At 61.5% G+C, this 18,862-nt stretch carries 19 protein-coding genes; 2 read left to right on the forward strand and 17 right to left on the reverse strand.

The window, feature by feature from the left end:
- Window positions 1–831: hypothetical protein (locus Mhypo_RS18175; RefSeq protein WP_170148307.1), on the forward strand; the 831-nt coding region annotated here is incomplete at its 5' end.
- Here Mhypo_RS18175 and Mhypo_RS13575 read toward each other — a convergent pair.
- The 10 genes from Mhypo_RS13575 to Mhypo_RS13620 all read right to left on the reverse strand — a co-directional run bounded on the left by Mhypo_RS13575 (window position 832) and on the right by Mhypo_RS13620 (window position 10,930).
- Window positions 832–1,821: a tagatose 1,6-diphosphate aldolase gene (locus Mhypo_RS13575; protein ID WP_119341829.1), complete on the reverse strand. Its 990-nt coding sequence runs from the start codon at window positions 1,819–1,821 to the stop codon at window positions 832–834.
- Between the two features lie 48 nt (window positions 1,822–1,869).
- Complete coding sequence (locus Mhypo_RS13580) at window positions 1,870–2,718, reverse strand: PfkB family carbohydrate kinase (RefSeq protein ID WP_119341830.1); 849 nt, start codon at window positions 2,716–2,718, stop codon at window positions 1,870–1,872.
- Entirely contained in the window at window positions 2,712–4,028 is a 1,317-nt protein-coding gene (locus Mhypo_RS13585) for a fucose isomerase (RefSeq protein WP_119341831.1), read from the reverse strand. Before Mhypo_RS13585 ends, Mhypo_RS13580 begins: the two co-directional genes overlap by 7 nt.
- 56 nt (window positions 4,029–4,084) lie before the next feature.
- Window positions 4,085–4,912, reverse strand: a complete 828-nt coding sequence (locus tag Mhypo_RS13590; protein ID WP_119341832.1) for a carbohydrate ABC transporter permease — start codon at window positions 4,910–4,912, stop codon at window positions 4,085–4,087.
- Between the two features lie 300 nt (window positions 4,913–5,212).
- Window positions 5,213–6,076 (reverse strand): carbohydrate ABC transporter permease, encoded by an 864-nt coding sequence (locus tag Mhypo_RS13595; RefSeq protein ID WP_119341833.1) that lies wholly within the window; start codon window positions 6,074–6,076, stop codon window positions 5,213–5,215.
- A gap of 117 nt (window positions 6,077–6,193) precedes the next feature.
- Window positions 6,194–7,447, reverse strand: coding sequence for an ABC transporter substrate-binding protein (locus Mhypo_RS13600; protein ID WP_119341834.1), 1,254 nt, complete (start codon window positions 7,445–7,447; stop codon window positions 6,194–6,196).
- Window positions 7,444–8,442 carry an Ldh family oxidoreductase gene (locus tag Mhypo_RS13605; protein WP_119341835.1) on the reverse strand — a complete coding sequence of 333 codons (999 nt, stop codon included), beginning with the start codon at window positions 8,440–8,442 and terminating at the stop codon, window positions 7,444–7,446. Before Mhypo_RS13605 ends, Mhypo_RS13600 begins: the two co-directional genes overlap by 4 nt.
- Complete coding sequence (locus tag Mhypo_RS13610) at window positions 8,439–9,365, reverse strand: hydroxyacid dehydrogenase (protein ID WP_119341836.1); 927 nt, start codon at window positions 9,363–9,365, stop codon at window positions 8,439–8,441. The genes Mhypo_RS13605 and Mhypo_RS13610 overlap by 4 nt, the downstream gene beginning before the upstream one ends.
- Before the next feature lie 51 nt (window positions 9,366–9,416).
- Window positions 9,417–10,595, reverse strand: coding sequence for a UxaA family hydrolase (locus Mhypo_RS13615; protein WP_119341837.1), 1,179 nt, complete (start codon window positions 10,593–10,595; stop codon window positions 9,417–9,419).
- Window positions 10,595–10,930 carry a UxaA family hydrolase gene (locus tag Mhypo_RS13620; protein WP_119341838.1) on the reverse strand — a complete coding sequence of 112 codons (336 nt, stop codon included), beginning with the start codon at window positions 10,928–10,930 and terminating at the stop codon, window positions 10,595–10,597. The genes Mhypo_RS13615 and Mhypo_RS13620 overlap by 1 nt, the downstream gene beginning before the upstream one ends.
- Before the next feature lie 75 nt (window positions 10,931–11,005).
- On the opposite strand from Mhypo_RS13620, the gene Mhypo_RS13625 reads away from it, so the two are divergent.
- Entirely contained in the window at window positions 11,006–11,683 is a 678-nt protein-coding gene (locus tag Mhypo_RS13625) for a GntR family transcriptional regulator (protein ID WP_119341839.1), read from the forward strand.
- A 7-nt stretch (window positions 11,684–11,690) separates the two neighbouring features.
- On the opposite strand, the gene murQ is transcribed toward Mhypo_RS13625, so the two are convergent.
- The 7 genes from murQ to Mhypo_RS13660 all read right to left on the reverse strand — a co-directional run.
- Window positions 11,691–12,584, reverse strand: coding sequence for an N-acetylmuramic acid 6-phosphate etherase (gene murQ, locus Mhypo_RS13630; RefSeq protein ID WP_119341840.1), 894 nt, complete (start codon window positions 12,582–12,584; stop codon window positions 11,691–11,693).
- Between the two features lie 55 nt (window positions 12,585–12,639).
- A complete protein-coding gene (locus Mhypo_RS13635; protein ID WP_119341841.1) occupies window positions 12,640–13,533 on the reverse strand; it encodes an N-acetylglucosamine kinase in 894 nt (297 codons plus the stop codon).
- Window positions 13,530–14,198, reverse strand: a complete 669-nt coding sequence (locus tag Mhypo_RS13640; protein WP_206074922.1) for an N-acetylmannosamine-6-phosphate 2-epimerase — start codon at window positions 14,196–14,198, stop codon at window positions 13,530–13,532. Before Mhypo_RS13640 ends, Mhypo_RS13635 begins: the two co-directional genes overlap by 4 nt.
- A gap of 32 nt (window positions 14,199–14,230) precedes the next feature.
- Entirely contained in the window at window positions 14,231–15,085 is an 855-nt protein-coding gene (locus Mhypo_RS13645) for a carbohydrate ABC transporter permease (RefSeq protein ID WP_206074923.1), read from the reverse strand.
- On the reverse strand, window positions 15,082–15,981 hold the full coding sequence (locus Mhypo_RS13650; RefSeq protein WP_119341842.1) for a carbohydrate ABC transporter permease: 900 nt from the start codon (window positions 15,979–15,981) through the stop codon (window positions 15,082–15,084). The genes Mhypo_RS13645 and Mhypo_RS13650 overlap by 4 nt, the downstream gene beginning before the upstream one ends.
- Before the next feature lie 528 nt (window positions 15,982–16,509).
- Window positions 16,510–17,769: an ABC transporter substrate-binding protein gene (locus Mhypo_RS13655; RefSeq protein ID WP_119341843.1), complete on the reverse strand. Its 1,260-nt coding sequence runs from the start codon at window positions 17,767–17,769 to the stop codon at window positions 16,510–16,512.
- A 268-nt stretch (window positions 17,770–18,037) separates the two neighbouring features.
- Window positions 18,038–18,862, reverse strand: an 825-nt coding sequence (locus Mhypo_RS13660) for a glycoside hydrolase family 88 protein (protein ID WP_206074924.1), incomplete at its 5' end; no start/stop codon positions are given.

Consider the following 18,862-nt stretch of genomic DNA (forward strand, 5'->3'; position numbering starts at 1 on the left):
CCCAGCAACGCCCCCGCCAACGTCCGCACTATCTCCACCCCCACCACCCGCTTTAACGACGGCTGGGTGGCCACCATCGAAAACGGCTTCGTGCGGGTGGCCAAGGGCGACGTGGTAGTGCTGCTGTACCACGGGACGCCGCTGCCCGAAAGCATGTGGGTAATGGGCAACGAGCAGGACAGGGTCAACTACTACTGGAGCCGCCTGGTGGCCCCCCGCTACCGGGTGGACGAGCTCAAAGTGTTCAAGAACGACATCTGCTATTTCTGCCTCTATTTTGGCGAGGGCAGCGCCACCGAGCTGACCACCGGGGCCCGCAAGCACGTGGCGCTGTACATCGGCTTCGACAAGGGTCTGGGGTATGCCATCCAGGTGGTGGCCCCCAGCTTTGCAGCCTTCCAGAAGGAGTTTCCCAACATCGAGTCAGTGGGCAAGATGTACGGCTACAACAAGTTCGCGGTCAAGGCCGCCGACCTGACCGGCAAGTGGACCTCCAGCACTTCTGCTGCCGGGCAGTACTACAACTCGGTCACGGGGGCCTATGCCGGCATGAACGCCGTGAGCATGGCCAACACCTTCACCTTTAACCGCGATGGAACCTATAGCTCTACCCACAACGGGGCCAGCGGCTTTGTGGGTTCGCAGCAGTTTTACTCGCAAAAATACCAGGGCCGCATGACCCTGAGCGACTGGCGCCTGACCCTGACCAACCGCTTCAACAACAAGACCGAGGTGTTCGAGGCCTATTTCGAGATGACCGGGGCCGGGCCGCTATTGCACCTGGTTCAGGTGGATGCCAGGGGTATGCACTACCGGCTGATGCGGGAGTAGCTAGCCCGCTACGCCTGCAAGCTGCCAGTCTGCCTCGAGATGCTGGGGTGGGGTGGTATGCAGCAGTTCGTTCAGGCGCGCCAGGGTCTCGAGGCCCTCCTCGCGCAAAGCCTCGCGCACTCTGGTTTTGTCGGGGTAAAAGCGCAGGGGGTGCTGCCACACCGCCCGGCCCGCCAGGTAGCCGCGAGCACCGGCATTTAGGGCAGCCTCCAGCATCTGCACGAACTGATCGGCCCCCAGGCCCCCCGAAAGCAGCAGCCAGGGGGCGGGCAGCTTGCTGTACTCACGCATGTCGGCTTCCAGGTCTTCCAGCGAATAGCCGCTGCCCCCAAACTCCCTCACCAGGCTGGCCGCCCCGGGGAAAGCCAGCTTGTAGAGATCCACGTGAAAGCCAGGGTCTGCGAAGGCAGCAGCAATCTCCAGCGACATCTCGCGCAGTTTGGCGTTGTAGGTAGCCTCGTCCTCGCCGGGGAGGGGGTAGGGCAGCACCTCGAAGATGAACAGACGGTCGGCTTTTTTGCAGGCTTCACCCACCTCGCGCACCAGATTCAGCTGGTGCTCCACCACCTCGGGGGGGGCGTCGGGCCGGTGCCAGGCCAGGAGTTTCAGGCCATCGGCCCCCATCCGCACAGCCTGTTCCACGCTCCAGCCCGGAATCACAGCGCTCTTGCGCCAGCCCCCCTCCACGGTTTCGAAGCGGTGGTGCTCGAGGGTCAGCATCAGGCCGGTCTCGCGCGGCAGGGTGGGCATGGCCGCCGGAAAAGCATAGTGCGGGTCTATCAAAATGCCGGTCACGGCGCGGCCCAGGGTCTCGGCCAGGAGGCCCTTCAGCTCCGTCACTTCGGGCCCTACCTGTTCGGGGTCTCGGCCCAGGGCTTTCGCCACCAGGTGCATCAGGGGGGGTCGCTGGTCAATGGCCAGGGTGCCAAAGCGCATGGCCCCATCGCCAATGCGGGCATACGCGCGGGCTTTCGCCGGGGTGGTTTTCATAGTCCTCCTATAGGTTTTTTGATTAGTGAAAAATTTATGCTCACAGCCTTAGCCCGAAGAAGCCAGCAAAGCCTGCACCTCGGGCCGGCGTGGGGGGGCGGCATTGGCGCAGTGCAGGGCTGCTACCGCGCTGGCGAACTCGAGCGCCTCCACATTCCCTTTGCCCTCGGCCACGGCCAGCGCAAAGGCCCCGTGGAACACATCGCCCGCCCCGGTGGTGTCCTGGACGTGTACCCGGTGGGCTGCTACCTGTCCTCCCACATAGGCCACCCCCTCGGCCCCCAGGGTAATGGCGGCAAACACCCCCAGGGCCTGCAAGCGGGCCAGCAGGGCCTCGACCCCCCCCAATTTGGCGGCCAGTTCCTCCGAGGCCACCACATGGGTGGCGACCTGGGTCAGCATCCAGTCGTCGTCGCGGTCTCGGTCGAGGTCGAGCACCACCGGAATACCGCGCTCCCGCGCGGCCTGGCCCAGCCCATACCCGGCGGAAGCCCAGCGCCCATCCAGGAGCACGGCCCCCACCCCCTTGAGCAAGCGTTCTTCACTCAATACCAGCTCCTCGGGCAGGGCAGGCCGGTACGGAAAAATGTAGCGTTCGCCCTCTGGCGTCACCAGCACTGCCGAAACCGGGGTGGCCGCGCCCAGCTGGAAATGGGTCTTGACCCCCTCGGCCTGCAGCATCTCCTCCAGGCGCTCGCCGGCGGCATCGTCGCCCCGGCGGCTCAAGAGGTGAGCTTCGGCCCCCAGCCTTGCCACCGCCACCGCCGCTACCGCAGCCGGGCCCCCAATGGTCTCGCGGTAGGCCCGCACCCCGGTACGGCTTTCGCGGGGGGGAAACTCTTCAATGTAGAAACGCTGGTCCAGGTTGGCCCAGCCCACGGTCAGCACCCTCACCATACCAGTCTGCGCTCCTCCGGACGGGCGGGCAGCACCTCGAGGCCCAGCCAGGTGCACATCTCCAGCAGGGCCTCCTCGTGGGCGCCCATACCCACCGCCATGTGGTGGGGGATGCGGTGGTTGAACCAGCTAGCCAGAAACTGCCGGGGTGTGAGGGGCTCGGCGGCCCAGGTGGGGCGGGTCAGGTAGCCCGAGTCGCCGTCGTAGCCCTTCTCGCCATTCAGCAGGCCCCCGTGCACCACGGCTTTGCCACCGGGCAGCAAACGCAAGCCGCTGATGGGCCCGGCCCGAAGGGACATGTCGCGCACGGCGGGCAGGTTGCGGTTGAAGTGCGGCACCAGCCGGGTAGGGCCCCCGGCCCAGGCTTGCGGGGCCTCGCCCCCGTGCCAGAGCAGTATGCCTTTGGGCGAGAAGTGCGAGATGTCCAGTAAGATGGCCGGCTGGCCCGAGACGGCCCGCAGCGCCAGCAGGCTGGCCAGGCCCAGCACATCGCCCTCAGGAGCAAAGGTATAGCCGCGGTCGGCCAGGCGAGCCATGGCCGCGTAGGCCATCACCCCCACTTTGTCGGGAATTTCGGGCCATTCGCGCAGGGCTACCCCGTCGTAGGGCTGAGCCAGTTTTTCTAAGGCCAGCTCGAGGCGAAACAGCTCGCGCAGCGCCTCCACCGGGTACTCCGAAAGCTCGCGGAAGGCTGCCGCCTGCTCCGCCACTGCAGCCTCCGGCACCGCCGCCAGCGCATCCCATAGCTCAGTCAGCTCGGCCTTCTCCACCGTCAGGCCGGTCTGTGGCATGGCGGCAAAGGCAAAAAAACCCGGCGCATGGCCGCCCAGGGCGAGCACCCGTCCCTCGCGGAGCACCCGGGCCCCCCGCAGGGCATCCAGGGTGAGCTTCAGGCGGGCCTGGAACCAGGAATCCTCGGCGGATCCATAAAACCATTTGGTCGGTTTCTGGGCCAGTGAAACCCCCAGGTTGAGGCCGCAGATGGCGTTCTGCGGCAAGGGACCGCTCTCCCACACCTCGGGCAGCGCCCAGAGTCCAACCGGGATGGGCAATTCCAGCAGGGGCAAGAAAGCGTCGCCGGTGGCAAAGGTCACGTGCTGCACCAGCAGTAAGTCGAGCCGGGCGGCCCGGGCGGCCCGGGCGGCCACCTCGGCCTCGGTAGCATCGGCCACCGGCTCGGATACGTAGGCCAGCTCGAAGCCCAACTCCTGGCCCAGCCTTTCCAGGGCCTGGCGGGAGGTGTGCTCGAGGCCAAGCCGCGCCCCCCGAAAGAGGGGCCGCACGATGGGAACTAAACCGATTCGTAACATAATCAGGTAGAAGCAACGTTTTTGGCTATTGGCTATGGGCTATAGACCCCAGACCCTTAGCCCTTCACCCCGCCCTGGGTCAGGCCACCCACCACCCGCTCCTGGAAGACAGCAATCACCAGCGCCACCGGCACCAGGGCCACCACCAGTGCCGCCGAGATTAAGGGCCAGGGGAACACATATTCGCCCTGGTAAAGCTGGATACCCACCGGCAGGGTTCGCATAGCCTTGGCCGGTAGTAGGGTGGAAGCCAGCAAGAACTCGTCCCAGCTATTGACAAAGGCCAGGATGGCCGCCGTAAAAACCCCCGGGGCTGCCAGCGGCACCACCACGTGCCACAAAGCCCCCAACCGGGTACTGCCATCTACCATAGCGGCGGACTCGAGGTCGCGCGGGATACCCGCAAAAAAGCTCACCAGGGTAAGGGTAGCCACCGGCAGGGAAAGGGCCGCGTGCGGCAAAATGAGGGCCAGATACGTATTGCGCAAGCCCAACTCTACAAAAATCTGATAGAGCGGCACCATCAACGAGGCCACCGGAAACATCGAAACCCCCACCAGCAGCGATAAAATCAGGTTGCGACGCGGTACATGCAGCCGGGCCAGGGCATAGGCCGCCAGGCTGGCCACCCCCACACAAAGCAACGTAGAGAAACCCGCCACGACCAGGCTATTCAGGAAGTAGCGGGCCAGCGGCTGCTCGCGAAAGGCCTGCACGTAGTTTTGCAGGGTGGGATTCTCCGGCCAGTAGGTAATGGGAATTCGGGTCAGCTCGGCTTCTCCTTTTATGGAGGTCATAAAAATCCATAGGGCCGGGAAAAATCCGTTTAGCACCACAATAGCTGCTGCAAGCCAAAGCCAGATACGTGGGTTGTTAATTTTCATACTCCCCCCCTGGCCATGAAGAAAAGCCACCCAGGACCCCTCATTTCCCCAAAGCAACGGTTGCCGCTAAGGTTCTTTCGGTACTTCACGGCTATTTTTCTATGGCTCTCCCATTTTTTCTCGCTTATAGCAAAAAGCAAGCCGCTGCCCACGCATAGCTGCACCCAGGGGGCCGTACCACCGACCAAACCCCGGCACATCCGGGCACTGCGAACGGTGTCCAAACGAACTTGTGGCAAAGGTGTTCTGGCCATAAAAAGTAAACTTACCGCAACCTTTGGCCCCGTGAGCAAAAGCACTTTAGTCATCTGCACCCCGAATGTAGCGCAGATAAATAACGGTAATGACCATGCTGAGCAAAAAGAGTAGCACGGCTAGCGCTGAGCCATAGCCGAAGTTGAGGTTCTCGATACTGGTCACCCGCACGTACATGGCCAGGGTCTCGGTGGCATTGCCGGGCCCGCCCTTGGTCATGGCGTAGGGAATGTCGAAGGTTTGAAAGGCTGTGATAGTTCGGAAAATCATGGCCACCAGAATCGCCGGCGTCAGAAGCGGCAGGGTAATGCGCCAAAACGACTGCCAGCGACTTGCGCCGTCTACCTGAGCCGCTTCGTAGAGCTCTTTGGGAATGGTCTGCAAACCTGCCAGCAAAATGAGGGCCACAAAGGAGCTGGTCTTCCAGATGATGGTAAAGCAGATGGCTATAAAAGCCAGATCGGGCTTGAAAAGCCAAAACTGGCGCTCGCCACCTAAGCGCATAATCCAGTCGTTGACCACACCGTACTGACTGTCGAAAAACCACTGGAAAATAAGGCCCACAAAAACCAGCGGCAGGGCCCAGGGCAGAAGCAGCCCCAGGCGCACCGGCCACTTCACACGGAACGGCAGGTTGGCCAGTAGGGCCAGCAATAGCCCCACCAGCAGGGCCCCCGGTACGGTTATTAGGACAATCAGGACGGTGTTCTTCAAGGCGTTCCAGAAGCGCGGGTCTTCAAAGGCAGCCGCGTAGTTGGCCAAACCGATAAAGCTGCCTTCGGGACCCAGGGTGAGCTGGAACTGAAAAAAGCTGGTGTAAATAAGCCGCACCACTGGATACAGCGCCACGAATCCCAACAACAGCCCTGCAGGAAGCAACAGCCAGATGGCCAGGGCTCGTTCGGACATATCGCCGAAACTTCGCCGGTACGGTTTACCAGGTGCAGACACAGCTTTCCTCCTGAGGAAGCGACCTCGAGCCGCACCAAGCGTGCATGAATGCGGCTCGAGGCGCAGGTCAATGGACTAGCGGTAAATGGCGCGCAGTCCGTCAATTACTTCTTTTGCAGCCGCATCTGGGGTTTTGATGCGGGCCAACACCGCGTTAAGCGCTTTGCGCATCACATCGGCCACCTCGGGGTAGCGCGGGTGCACCGGCCGAGCCCGCGCCGCTTGCACCACCGGCAGGGCATCGGCAAACCAGGGATTGGCTTTTAGCACATCGGCATCGCGGTAGAGCGAGGGGAAGACGGGCAGGTTGGAGGCATCGATGGCCAGGATTTTTGAGACTTCCGGGCTCGAGAGGAAGCGCACGAGCTTGTAAGCCTGCGCCTTGTTCTTGGAAAAATCAGAGATGGTCCACTGCCAACCGCCTAAACAGGAAGCCGAACGCCCGCCCTCAAACCGGGGCAGCGGAACCACCCCAATCTTGCCCTTGACCTGGCTATCGGCATCGTTTTGGAATCTGTTCCAGGCATAGGCGAAGAGGGTGCCAAAAATCCAGCGACCGGCCTGCATCTCCTGGCGGATGGTGTCCTGGGCCTTCTCGGCCATGTTGGGCGGGGCCACTTTGTGCTTGTCCATCAGATCCAGCCAGAACTGCAAGGAAGCGCGGGCCTGTGCCTCGGTCAGCACCAGCTTGCCCCCTTCGTCCACGTCGCCCCCGGCTGCCCAGATAGGCAGGAGGAAGCTGCACACCGTACCTTCAGAGATGTTGCCCATGAAGCCAATGCCGTTGAGGTTGGGGTTGCGCTCACCCGCCAGGATGGTCTGGGCCTGCTTGATGGCCTCATCCCAGGTTACGGGGGGCTTCAGACCGTACTTTTCCAGGAGGTCTTTGCGGTAATACAAGAACTGGGCATCGGCAAAACTCGGCAAGGCCACCAGGTTCCCGCCGATGACATTGGCCTTGGCATAGGCCGGCAGGTACTGCTGCAGCAGGGCTTGTCTGGTAGCGGACGGCAGGTATTTGTCCAGGGTATCGGCCCATTTGGCTGCGGCATACTGCGCGGGCCGGATAACATCAATCAGAATCACGTCGATGCTGGGATCGCGCGAGGCCAGCACGGTGGTCAGGTATTGTTGCTGTTGATCGGAAGTAGCGCCGCCCACCTCCACATCCACCCGCACGCCGGGGTTGCGCGACTGATAGAGGTCGAAAATTTTCCGCATCACATCCGGGCGCTGCTGCCCCCCCACAAACACCCGCAAGCGGGTTTGCTGAGCCAGCGCAGTGGACATCACCAGCACAGCGACCAGTAGCCAAAAAAGCTTCTTCATGTGTTTCCTCCTCCTTGTAGACGCATGCCTAGTTTACCCAGTTCGGCCTGAAGTGTCTCGTTAACTTCTACTCCTTCTTGCATGGCTTTCCCTCGTAAAGCGGCTCGGCGAGCGCCGGGAATCCGGCCTCCGGCCGCTTCAAGAGCCTTAATCAGTTGGGCCACCCGCGCCGCATAACCCGCGCCGAATGCGCTGGGCTCGAGCCCCATGAGCAACAACCCCGGCTTGGCCGTCTGCTCAGGGGGCATCCAGGGCAAGGGCAGGTCGGGCGAGAGCACATCTCCCGCCAGCGCCCCGGCCAGGATTTCCACCAGCACCGCCAGCGCGAACCCCTTCCCGTCCCCGATGGGAATCAAGGAGCCTTCCAGAGCGGCTTTGGCATCGGTGGTCGGGCGGCCTTCTTTGTCGAGCGCCCAGCCCTCCGGAATGGCCTCGCCTTTCTTGGAGGCGGCGATAATCTTACCGCGGGCCACCACCGAGATGGAGGTGTCAATGATGACGGGTTGGGGGTCGGCAGGGGCCCCCAGGGCAATGGGATTGGTGCCGAGCACCGGCCCCGGTGCAATGGCGGGTGGGGTGTTGGCAAAGGCCAGGGCCACCAACCCCTGCTGGGCCAGCCGGCCCACGTAAGCCGACAAGACCCCCGAATGCCCTGCGCCGCGCACGGCCAGGGTTGCACTCCCCTGCTCTCTGGCCATCTGGGAAAGCACCCGTACTGCAAACAACCCGGCCACCGGCCCCGGCGCACCGTCGGCGTGCAGCACCGCCACCGAGGGCCGGGTGCGCTCCAGGCGCATCTCGGGCCTGGGGTTGAGCCCGCCAGCCTGGAGTTGAGCGGTGTACTGGGCCATGCGGGTAAGGCCATGCCCCACATTGCCCTCGATTTCGGCCTCGAGGATCACCTCGGCCAGCTCGTCGGCGTGGTCGAGGGCCAACCCCAGGTGATGGAAGTGGCTCGAGACCGCCCGCCTGAGTTCGGGATAAGGAACCTTCATGCCACCCCCAATAGGTTCAACACCCCTTCGGCCACCCGCAGCCCCACCGCTTCCTGGGCCTCGGCGGTCAGACCGGCCACATGGGGGGTTATCCACAGGTTATCCACACCCCGCAGCACATGCTCCGCCGGCAGGGGCTCGGGGTCTACCACGTCCAGCACCGCCCCGGCCAGATGCCCCGAGCGCAGGGCCGACACCAGGTCGGCCTGGCTGACCAGCTCTCCCCGGGCGGTGTTGATGAGATAGCTCCCTTTGGGCATGGTTGCCAGGGTCTCGGCCCGGATGAGTTCTCTGGTTTCGGGGGTCAGGGGCGCGTGCAGCGAGAGAAACTGGGCCGAGCGCAGCACCTCTGCGGTGGAGAGCAGCCGAATCTCCAGGTCCTCCACCGCACTCTCCCAGGGCAGGCGCATGGGGTCGGCGGCCACGACGTTCATGCCGAAAGCCCGGGCCCGCTTGGCCACCCGCAGCCCCACCTCGCCCAGGCCCACCAATCCCAGGGTTTTGCCTGCAAGCTCGAAGCCCCCAAACGCGGCGCGGTTCCAGCCGCCCCCGGCCACATGGGCTGCGCCACCAGCCAGGTTACGGGCCAGGTGCAGCATAGCCGCCAGCACATACTCGGCCACGGCGTTGGCGTTAATGCCGCGGGCAAAGTAAAGCTGCACCCCAAAGGTTTTGAGGTCGGGCTGCACGATGTTGTCCAGGCCCACCCCCAGCCGCCCCACCACCTTGAGGTTCGGCGCGGCGGCCAGCAGGTCGGCATTCACCAGGGTCTGGTTGCGCACCACCAGGGCCGTTGCGTTCGCCAGCTTGGCCTTGAGGGCCGCACGGTCTTTCCAGAGGTTGGGATCGTAGAAGACCTCGAGGCCCCCCTGCTGAAGGCGTTCCAGACCGCTGGGTGTGATGAACTCGCAAACGATAATCATGGCAAAAGTGAATGCTCTGAGTTGAAAGCGCGAAGCCTTGTGCCTTCGGCTTTAGGCGCTTGGGTACAGCTTCGTGATCACGAACTCGTTATGCCGCAGCAACTCCGCAGCGGTCAGGCGTCCGTTGGCGGTACGCACAAACACATCCAGGATGCGGTCGGCAGCCTGATCCAGGTTGATATCGCCTACCAGCAGGTCGGGCAGCTTCACGTCGATGTGCTCGCTCATGGTGGCGCAGGTGATGGGGTTGGGCGAGACCTTAATGACAGGGATAAGGGGATGCCCCACGATGTTGCCCTGACCGGTAGTGAAGAAGTGCAGCACGCTGCCCCCCGCCGCACACAGCGTGACCTGTTCGGCCCCCGCCGAGGAGCTATTCATAAAGACCAAGCCCTGGCCGGGCTTGACCGGCTCGGCGTAGTTAAGCACTGCGTTGACGGGACGGGTGCCGGTTTTCTGGATGTTGCCCAGGGCTTTTTCCTCGATGGTAGAAAGACCCCCGCGGATGTTGCCCTCGGTCGGCTGGGAACCCAGCAGGTCTACGCCTTTAGCTTCGATCATCTGGATGTATTCGTTGTAGATCTGCATGAACTTGCGCTTGAGGGCAGGGGTGGCGCAACGGTTGGCAATCAGGTGCTCACCGCCGGTCAGCTCGGAGGTCTCGCCAAAGATGACCGAGGCCCCCATATCCACCAGCCGGTCTACCGCCCGGCCCTGGGCTTTGTTTCCGGCCAAGCCCAGGGTGGGGTCAGACTCGCCGCACTTGATGGAGAGCACCAGCTCGGACACCTGAATGGGCTCGCGCCGCAGCTCGGAGGCATCCTGCACCATCTGGTAAGCTGCCCGGCTAGCTGCATTAATCACGTTGAGGTCGCCGTGGCGCTCGATGGAGAAGGTCTCCACGGGCTTGCCGGTTTTGGCGATGGCCGAGGCCACCCGGTCGGTCCACTTGGGCTCGATACCAATCACCACCACCCCGTGCACGTTGGCGTTGGCCCCGTGGCCCGAGAGGGTGCGGAAGGTGAGCTCGAGGTCCTCGCCAAACTGCAAGCGCCCGTAGGGGTGGGGCAGGGCAGTAGTACCGTTGATGAGCCGGGCTACCCCCTCGGCCGCGGCGTTGGAAAGATCGTCTACCGGCAGGATAAGCACATGGTTGCGTACCCCCACAGCCCCGTTGGGACGGCGGTAGCCCGTGAGCTGTAAGCCTCTAGAAACGTTTTTCCTGGGCATCAGCGGCCTCCTTTCGCCCGGGGCTTGGCGCTTTTGGCTTTTGCTTTTCCATAATCCCAACGCAGGGTGCGGATGTTGTGCACGTGTACATAACCACCCTTTTGAACCGCCTGGGTCATCCTGCCCACTTTCTCGCCATACTCGATAACCACATGGCCCTCCGGCATGTCCTTGAGGGCAATTTTGTGTCCCAGCGGAACGTCTTCCAGCAGCTTTACTTTGTGCGCTTTGCCACCCTCGAGGCTCTGGATGGTAAGTTCCTCGCCGGCCTTTAAGTCGGCCACCGCAACCGCCACATCATCGGTACTTTTATGCGCCAAAGCTCTATGTGCCACAGATCCTCCTTTGCTTTGAATGGGATTTTATATCTAAAATCTTTTATGGTCAATGTGCTAAACTGACCCTCAAGGATGACCCTGAATCGCACCACCCTGAACCGCGAAGCCTACAAGGCACTCAGGCAAGCCATTCTGTCTCGCAAAATCCCTCCGGGACAAAAATTAGTGGTACGGGTACTGGCCGAAGACCTGGGGCTCTCCCCCACCCCGGTCAAGGAAGCCCTGAGCGCCCTGGAGCGCGAAGGGCTGGTCGTAGCGGTGCCCCACCGGGGCTACTTTGTTCTGGAGCCGAGCCTGGAAGACGTGCGGGAAATCTACAGCCTGCGCGAGGTGCTGGAAGGGCTGGCCGCCCGGCTGGCTGTAGAGAACGACGGGAAGGCCCTTTTGCGGAGGCTCGAGCGGCTCTTTGAAAAACAAGGTGAGGCTGCCGAGCAAGGCGACATAGACACTTATGGCGACCTCGACCTGGCCTTTCACCGCACCATCTGGGAAGCCTCGGGCAGCAAGCGCCTGCTGGCCACAGCAGAGACCATCGACGGCCAGATTCGCATGCTGATCAACAGCTCAGCGGCTATCCCGGGTCGCCTGCCACTCTCCCGCGCCGAGCACAAGGCCATCTTGCAGGCTGCCCGAGATAAAGACCCCGAAGCCGCAGAAACCGCCATGCGAACCCACGTGCGCAACGCGGGGCGGGCGCTGGAGAGTTTTCTATTGTCAAGAGAGGGGCGGCACGAAGCCAGGCTTGGGTAGGCTGCGCTTAGCTTCCCAGCGCTCGCCGCACGTTTCCATCTACCTCGTCCAACAACGCCTGGGCCGCCTCTGCGCCCAGGTTTTTCTCAAGCATTACAATGGCGGTCTTGACGCGGTATCCACAGCGCTCGAGGGCCGCCCTGGCTTCTGCCTCGGTGGCCCCGGTGGCCGCTACCGTTAGCCGCACCGCCCGCGCCAGCAGCTTGGCGTTGGTGGCCTGTACATCCACCATCAGGTTGCCGTACACCTTGCCCAAACGCACCATAAGGGTACTGGAAAAGGTGTTGAGGGCTATCTTCTGGGCTGTGCCGGCCTTGAGGCGGGTCGAGCCCGAGATGACCTCGGGGCCGGTATCCAGCACAATACCCACCTCGCTTTGCTGCACGATGGGGGTCTCGGGGTTGTTGGCAATGCCAATGGTGAGGGCCCCCACTTCCCTGGCTGCAGCAAAAGCCCCCAGCGGGTAGGGGGTGGTGCCCGAGGCAGCAATACCGATAATCACGTCGCTTGAGGTGGCTTGCAGGGCCAGCACGTCGCGCCTTCCGGCCTCAAAGTCGTCCTCGGCACCCTCCACCGCTCGCCAGAGGGCTTCCGGGCCCCCGGCAATACAGGCCAGGGCTCGCTCCGGCGGCCAGGAAAAGGTGGGCGGAAGTTCGGAGGCGTCGAGCTGCCCCAGGCGCCCGCTGGTTCCAGCCCCCACATAAATCAAGCGCCCCCCCTCGAGCATCCGTTCGGCAGCCCTTTCGACAGCCCGGACAATCTGAGGGGCAGCCCGTTGCACGGCTTCCACGGCGTGCAACTGGTCATCGACCAGGGCCTGTACGACCTGCGGGGTGGAACGGGTCTCGAGGTCGCGGTGGGCTTCGCTAATTTGTTCGGTAGCCAGAAGGGATTTATTCATACGGCTCCATCTCAAGTCGGAATTAAGGTTCTGCACTAGAGGCTGTATACCCCGTTTAGCCCTCCGATTTCAGCATCTGCAGGGCCATACGGGCCGCTGCCTCGGCGCTCGAGGCATATTGAACCGAAAGCTCAATCAGTTCCCGGGCCCCCTGCTCAATCAGCGGACTCACCTGCAAGGCCCCCCCGCACAACACCACCGGCAGCGTCCCCAACCGATGCTGCAAGGTCAGGGCCAGGTCGGCCAGCTCGCGCCCAGCCTGGAGCAGTACCTGGGTAGCGGTCTCGTCGCCTTCCTCAGCAGCCCGGCCCACTGCCGGGGCCAGCGCCGCCACGGCCTGCCGCCCCCCACCATACACATACTCGCGGATGCGCGGCCAGTCCCGGCCCCCCAGCACGGCATACAGATGCCGGGCCAGGGGATACAAAGCTGTGTCCAGTCCCGCATCGTGCCAGCGCATCAGGTGGCGCAGGGCGGTTTTACCAATCCAAAAACCGGCCCCTTCATCCCCGATCAGGTAGCCGTGCCCGCCTGCCCGGTAGACGGTGCCATTCGGGGCAATGCTGTAGGCTACCGAGCCGGTTCCGGCATACACCACCATCCCCTCGCCGGGGGCGAAGTGGGCCCGGTAGACCAGGTCCATGTCATTGAACACCCCCACCTGCTGCTGCGAGAGTCCCAGCGCTTGCCCGATATAAGCAGCCATCTGCTGTGCTTCGGGCGTGCCCGCATCCAGGCCGGTAATACCTGCCACCACGGCAGCGGGCGCGTAGGGTTTTGTCTCTAACAGCAGCGTGTCCAGCGCCGCAAATACCTGGGACCGCATCTCATCATTGAACAGATGCCCGATAATAGGCGCCGTGCGCCCCTGGGCCACCACCGTACCCGCTGCATCCAGCACCGCCCATTTACTGCTGCTGGCCCCTCCATCAATCCCCAAAACATTCAAACCGGAACCCCCTGTACAAAACGGCGGGTGATTTCGCGGGGGTTGGTGATGGCCGTGCCCACCACCACCGCACTTGCACCCAAATCAAAAGCCTTCGAGACCTCCTCGAGCGTCCAGAAACGCCCCTCCGCAATTACAGGTACCCCCACATCAGCCACCAGTTGCCGTATTAAATCAAAGTCTGGCCCCCTGGTTCTGGGCGAATAGGGGGTATAGCCCGACAGCGTAGTGGCGATATAGTCCGCGCCCAGTTGGACTGCAACCAAACCCTCATTCAAGTTCGAAACATCGGCGAACACCGGCTTACCCAACTCAGTATGAATCAAGCCAATCAGCTCGGCCAGCGATTCCCTGGGCCTTGGCCGGGCGGTAGCGTCTAGCGCAATAACATCAGCCCCTGCCTCAGCCACTTCTTTCGCTGCCGCAAAATCGGGGGTGATATAGACTTCATACCCCTCCATCCAACGCTTGTTGATTCCGATGATTGGCAGGTGAGTAACAGCCCGGATCGCCCGTATATCCCCGGCCCCATTCGCCCGAATCCCGCTTGCGCCTCCTTGCTGAGCCGCCAGCGCCATCGCCGCCATGAACTGTGGCCCGTGTAGAGGGTTATCGGCCCGCGCCTGACAGGAAACAATCAGGGAAGGGAAAACCAGCCCCTTCAACCCTTGGCCCCCAACCCCTGGCACCCGCACCCTCACCCCTTTGTGGCCCCCGCCGTTAGGCCCTTGATGAACTGTTCAGACAGCAGCAAGTACAAAAGAATCAATGGCATTGCCGCCAGAGTTAGCCCCGCAAACAGAGGGCCGTAGTCGGTGGCATATTCGCCAAAAAATACTGTCAGCCCCTGAGGCACAGTTTTGAGGGTAGGATCCTGCAAGAACACCAGGGGTAAAAGAAAATCATTCCAGATCGGGATGGCTGTGTAGATGGCCACAATCGCCAGTTGCGGGCGCACCAGGGGTAGCATCACCTTCCAGAAAACCTGCCACTCGCTGGCTCCATCAATGCGGGCCGCATTGTCGAGGTCAGAGGGGAGGGCTCTAAAAAAGCCGGTCAGAATGAATACGGCTGCCGGAATGCCGCCTGCGGCATAGACCAGAATGAGGCCAAAGTGCGAGTTGATCAGACCCATTTCCTTAAGCTGTACAAAGAGCGGTACCAGCACCAGCTTGGCCGGAAACATCAAGCCAGCCAGGAAGAACACATAAATCGCATCGTTCAAGCGGAACTTGAAACGTCCCAGCGCATAGCCCGCCATTGCGCTGAAGCCCAGAATCAGGATTTCGGCCCCCACCGTAATCAGGATGGAGTTGCGGAAGTAGAGGTCAAACCGCCCCGATTCCCAAACCCTGGCAAAGTTGTTCAGGCTCCAAGTCTGGGGCAGGGCAAAAGGCGAGGCGAAGATTTCCGGGGTAGGTTTGATGGCCGATATAAGCATCAAAAGCAGGGGCAGAATCACCCCCAAAGCATTGAGGATCAGCAGGCCGAACAAAAAGATGCCACTGGGCCCCAACTTACGCCAGGGATTGGCAGCACGGGACAGACTCACATCTCCACCTCCCGTCGCCGCAGGTACAAGGCCCCTATCGCCGAACCCACCCCCACAATCACAAACAAAATCACGCTAATGGCCGCCGCTACGCCTACGTTGGAAGTGGCCTCGGAGGCGGCCCCAAAGGCCAAACGATAAAACATCAGGGCCATGGTATCGGTTGCACCGCCTGGATTGCCGCTCACCCCGGCCATCACGTAGGGCAATTCGAACCACTCTATCGAACCAATAAAAGTCAGGATAATAATGGTGGTGAAGGCAGGGGCCAGCAAGGGCAGCATGATTTGCCGAAAAACCTGCCACTCCGTGGCCCCATCCAGGCGAGCTGCTTCGTAGTAGTCATCCGGAATGGCATTCATACCCGCCAAAAAAACCAGCGTGGGAAAACCCACCCAGCGCCAGGCATTCACACATATAAGGGTAAACAGGGCCCAGGCCGGGTCGCCCAGCGGGGCAAAGGAGGCAATTCCGGACATATTGGCGAGTTTGGTAATGGGGCCAATCAGGGGGTCGAGGAACAGCTTCCACAAAAAGCCCACCACCACCAGCGATAAGATAACCGGCAAAAAAACGGTAGCCCGGAAAAAGCGCATCAGGGGGGGCTGCTTCCAAAGCGCATAGGCCAATGCCAGTCCCAGTCCATTTTGAATCACCATCAGGCCAATAAAAGCCAGCACGTTGTGACGCATGGCCTCCAAAAAATCGTCCCGAAAAGGAAACGACAAAAGTTTGCGAAAATTTTCCAATCCAACAAACTCTTCCCGATTAAAGCTTGTCCAGGAGTAGAGGCTATACCCCAGGGCCGCCACCGCTGGCCAGAGTGTAAATATCACCATCAGGAGCAGCGCTGGGGCAAGAAAGATCACCAACCACAGATTTCGTTCCAGGCGCATGAGGACATCTCCACATCATCTTATACCGGATTCAAAAAGACAGTTTACAAAACTAAAAAAAATGTAGGTTGTCTTTTTGAATCCTAGAGCACACCCCTCCCTTGAGTACCGGCGCTAGCCGGGGGCCGATGGCCCTTCACTGTCGGTCGGCGAAGAAAGCGTCTCCCTTCCAAGGGGCGGTATCGCCCTCCGCTACGCGGATAACTTCGGTCGGGTTGATTCGTTACCGAACGGCAAAGAATCAACCGAATCTGGTATTACGTTGGGCTCAAACGGTAGGTCAGAAGCTGCGCCAGTGTATGCCCCAGCAAGGTACTGCCCTGGTAGTCAGTGAAGTAGGTCAACCTTTCTGCTGTTTGCCTTAAGCTGGTAGCTTTCGACAACTCAGGGTCAGCTATAAAGCACAAACACGATGACCTAACACCAAGTCCCACACAACCAACTTCTATTCTGGGCGCACCAGTAACCTACGGTTGGCCGACAGCTGACAGCTCTAAATGCTATCAGCCGTCGGCTATGGGCAATCGGCTATCGTTGGAACGGCCTGAACCAGGTGGCTACGCCCTTGGTCATTTCTTCGGCTATCTGGCGACCGGAAGCCTGGCCCAGAATCATGCGCTGGATTCCCGAGCGCATTAATTCGGTACCGGTAGGCGCAGCATAGCGGAAGCCCACCAGGGTGAGATAGGGGGTACCGTAGCTCGCAGTGTAATCAATAATCTCTTGCAAAACGGGATCTTTAGCTTTGATTCCAGGTACTGCTGAAGCCTGGGCCAGCTTTTCAGTGAATTGCTGCCCGAACTCCTGGGTCGATAGGAAGTTGAGGAAGCGGATGGCTGCCTCGGGGTTGCGGGTTTTGGCGTTGATGGAATAGTTGCCGTCCGCAAAGGTAGAGACCCAGGTGCGCTCACCACGCCGCAGCGGAGGCGCCGGTACAAAACCGAAGTTGAGGCGAGGGTTGTTTTCGCGGAAGTAAGCGATGTCGAAACCACCAGTTACAAAGAAAGCCGCACCGCCGTTGGTAAAGAGAGTGCGGCCTTCGGGATAGCCGATACCGGCGAAGTTGGGGGGCATGAACTCGCGCATGGCCGCTGTTTCTTCGAGGGCGCGGATGAAGCCCTCGTCCACGAAGGTCTTTTGCCCCGACGTGACGGCCCGGAAGTAGTCGGAGCCGCCATAGAAGTTGGGGCCAATCACGCCGAAGATCTGCTCGAGGCTAATGCCGTCCTTGGGGCCGTTGGCCAGGGGGACGATCCCAGCCGCCTTGATGCGGGCCAGCATAGCTTTGAAGTCAGGCCAGTTATCGGGAATTTCGCGGATACCCGCCCGCGCCAGCAGGTCTTTGTTGTAGAAGAAGCCCAGGCTCTGGGTGGCGAAGGGCACCCCGTAAATACGGCGGCGGGTGTCGTCACGGAAACCCCGTGCCGCATTGAGCAGCGTGGCGGGGAAGCGGGCCAGGTTGGGTACCTGCTGGTTGGTAATGGGCAGCAGATAGCCGGCATCGGCCAGTTGGGCCAGGCCACCGTAGGCGCGGGTGTGGATGATATCGGGGCCGGTTCCGGCGGCCAGAGCCGAGGAAAGAATGGTGTTGTACTCGAGGTTGTTGTAAGGGGTGTAGACCACCCGAATACCAGTCCGGGCCTCGAACTGCCGGGCTATGTCGTTGTAGAACTCGCGGTCTTCGACCCGCCAGCTCCAGAAAGTAAGGGTGGTTTGCTGAGCAAACGCCACGCCCAACGAAAGTAGCACACCCAGCAAGATAGTTCGTAAGACCGTTGTCTTGATCATACCTCTGCCTCCTTGTGGGAACCCAGGGGAATCCCCACGACCCAGAACCCTTTTTGGTCGAGGTCAGTATACGGCAAAGCTCTTTTGGTATCCAGGTGGTCTATATCAAAATAAGGTTTGTGCTACTCAGTTTAGAAAATTAATTCACATCTGTTTTCCAAAAGAATGGCACTGTACCTACAAGCGAAAAGCCTTGTTGTGGTTTTTTTGCCCAAGATTTACTCGAAGCATAGGCTGCCGCCGAAAACACTCCCGCTTTTCCCGCAGCTCAAACCACATGGCCCCGCAAAGCCGCTATCAACTGGGCATACAGACCCGTCCCCCAGGCTGCTCGGATCCGGTAGTGCGTCTGCAAGGCCACCTCGCTGGCGGGATTGTGCTGGCTTACCCCCCCCAGGCAACCATCGGGCTCGAGAAAACCTGCAAGCCCCTGGGCGCAGCGTTGCGCCGCCTGCAAGGCTTCTGTACCCAGCCAGCCTGCCCGCGCGGCCAAAGCCAGCCCTGCCGCAATCCCGGCTGAACCCGAGGTTTCAGCCGGTAGGTTGGGTTGGTCGGTAAACACGCTCCAGAGCCCATCGGGCCGCTGTTGCCGCAGCAACAGGGGCGCCATCCTGGTCAGTCTGGAAGCCAGCTCGGCCCGGCCCGGATAGCCAGAGGGCAGCTGAAGGGCAGTTTGGACGGTTCCCAGGACCAGCCAGGCGGTTCCTCGAGACCAGTTGACCATATAGCTGCGACCATCGTGGTAGGCCCGCTGTAAAACAAGATCGCCTCGGTATAAAAAATCCCAGCGTCGAGCGCATTCCTGCCAGGCCACTGCCCACCAGGCGTGCTCCCCCAGCACGGTTGCACAAGCTGCCAGGGGAAATGCCAGGGTAAAGCAGCCTTCGGTGGTCAGGAAGTCGCGCTCGAGGCTCGCCGTTTCCAGCATTTGCCTGCCCAGGGCTCGCAGAAGTTGGGCCCGCTCGGGGGTGGGCTGAACCTGCTGCAAATAGGCCAGGGCCGCCACCGGCGCGAAGGACTCGAGCTTCTGATTTATCAGGTCAATATAGCCGGGTTCCTCCACTACCTCACCCCGACCCTCCCTCCCCTCGAG

The sequence above is a fragment of the Meiothermus hypogaeus genome, from assembly GCF_003574035.1.
GTDB classification, from domain to species: Bacteria; Deinococcota; Deinococci; order Deinococcales; family Thermaceae; genus Meiothermus; species Meiothermus hypogaeus.

Bases quoted from the DNA above. Each gene is read 5' to 3' on its own strand.
- Mhypo_RS13600 (WP_119341834.1), bottom strand. From the start codon at position 7,447: ATGAAGAAGCTTTTTTGGCTACTGGTCGCTGTGCTGGTGATGTCCACT.
- Mhypo_RS13655 (WP_119341843.1), bottom strand. From the start codon at position 17,769: ATGATCAAGACAACGGTCTTACGAACTATCTTGCTGGGTGTGCTACTT.
- Mhypo_RS13575 (WP_119341829.1), bottom strand. From the start codon at position 1,821: ATGAAAACCACCCCGGCGAAAGCCCGCGCGTATGCCCGCATTGGCGAT.
- Mhypo_RS13580 (WP_119341830.1), bottom strand. From the start codon at position 2,718: ATGGTGAGGGTGCTGACCGTGGGCTGGGCCAACCTGGACCAGCGTTTC.
- Mhypo_RS13595 (WP_119341833.1), bottom strand. From the start codon at position 6,076: ATGTCCGAACGAGCCCTGGCCATCTGGCTGTTGCTTCCTGCAGGGCTG.
- murQ (WP_119341840.1), bottom strand. From the start codon at position 12,584: ATGAATAAATCCCTTCTGGCTACCGAACAAATTAGCGAAGCCCACCGC.
- Mhypo_RS13585 (WP_119341831.1), bottom strand. From the start codon at position 4,028: ATGTTACGAATCGGTTTAGTTCCCATCGTGCGGCCCCTCTTTCGGGGG.
- Mhypo_RS13625 (WP_119341839.1), top strand. From the start codon at position 11,006: ATGACCCTGAATCGCACCACCCTGAACCGCGAAGCCTACAAGGCACTC.
- Mhypo_RS13610 (WP_119341836.1), bottom strand. From the start codon at position 9,365: ATGATTATCGTTTGCGAGTTCATCACACCCAGCGGTCTGGAACGCCTT.
- Mhypo_RS13590 (WP_119341832.1), bottom strand. From the start codon at position 4,912: ATGAAAATTAACAACCCACGTATCTGGCTTTGGCTTGCAGCAGCTATT.
- Mhypo_RS13605 (WP_119341835.1), bottom strand. From the start codon at position 8,442: ATGAAGGTTCCTTATCCCGAACTCAGGCGGGCGGTCTCGAGCCACTTC.
- Mhypo_RS13615 (WP_119341837.1), bottom strand. From the start codon at position 10,595: ATGCCCAGGAAAAACGTTTCTAGAGGCTTACAGCTCACGGGCTACCGC.
- Mhypo_RS13650 (WP_119341842.1), bottom strand. From the start codon at position 15,981: ATGCGCCTGGAACGAAATCTGTGGTTGGTGATCTTTCTTGCCCCAGCG.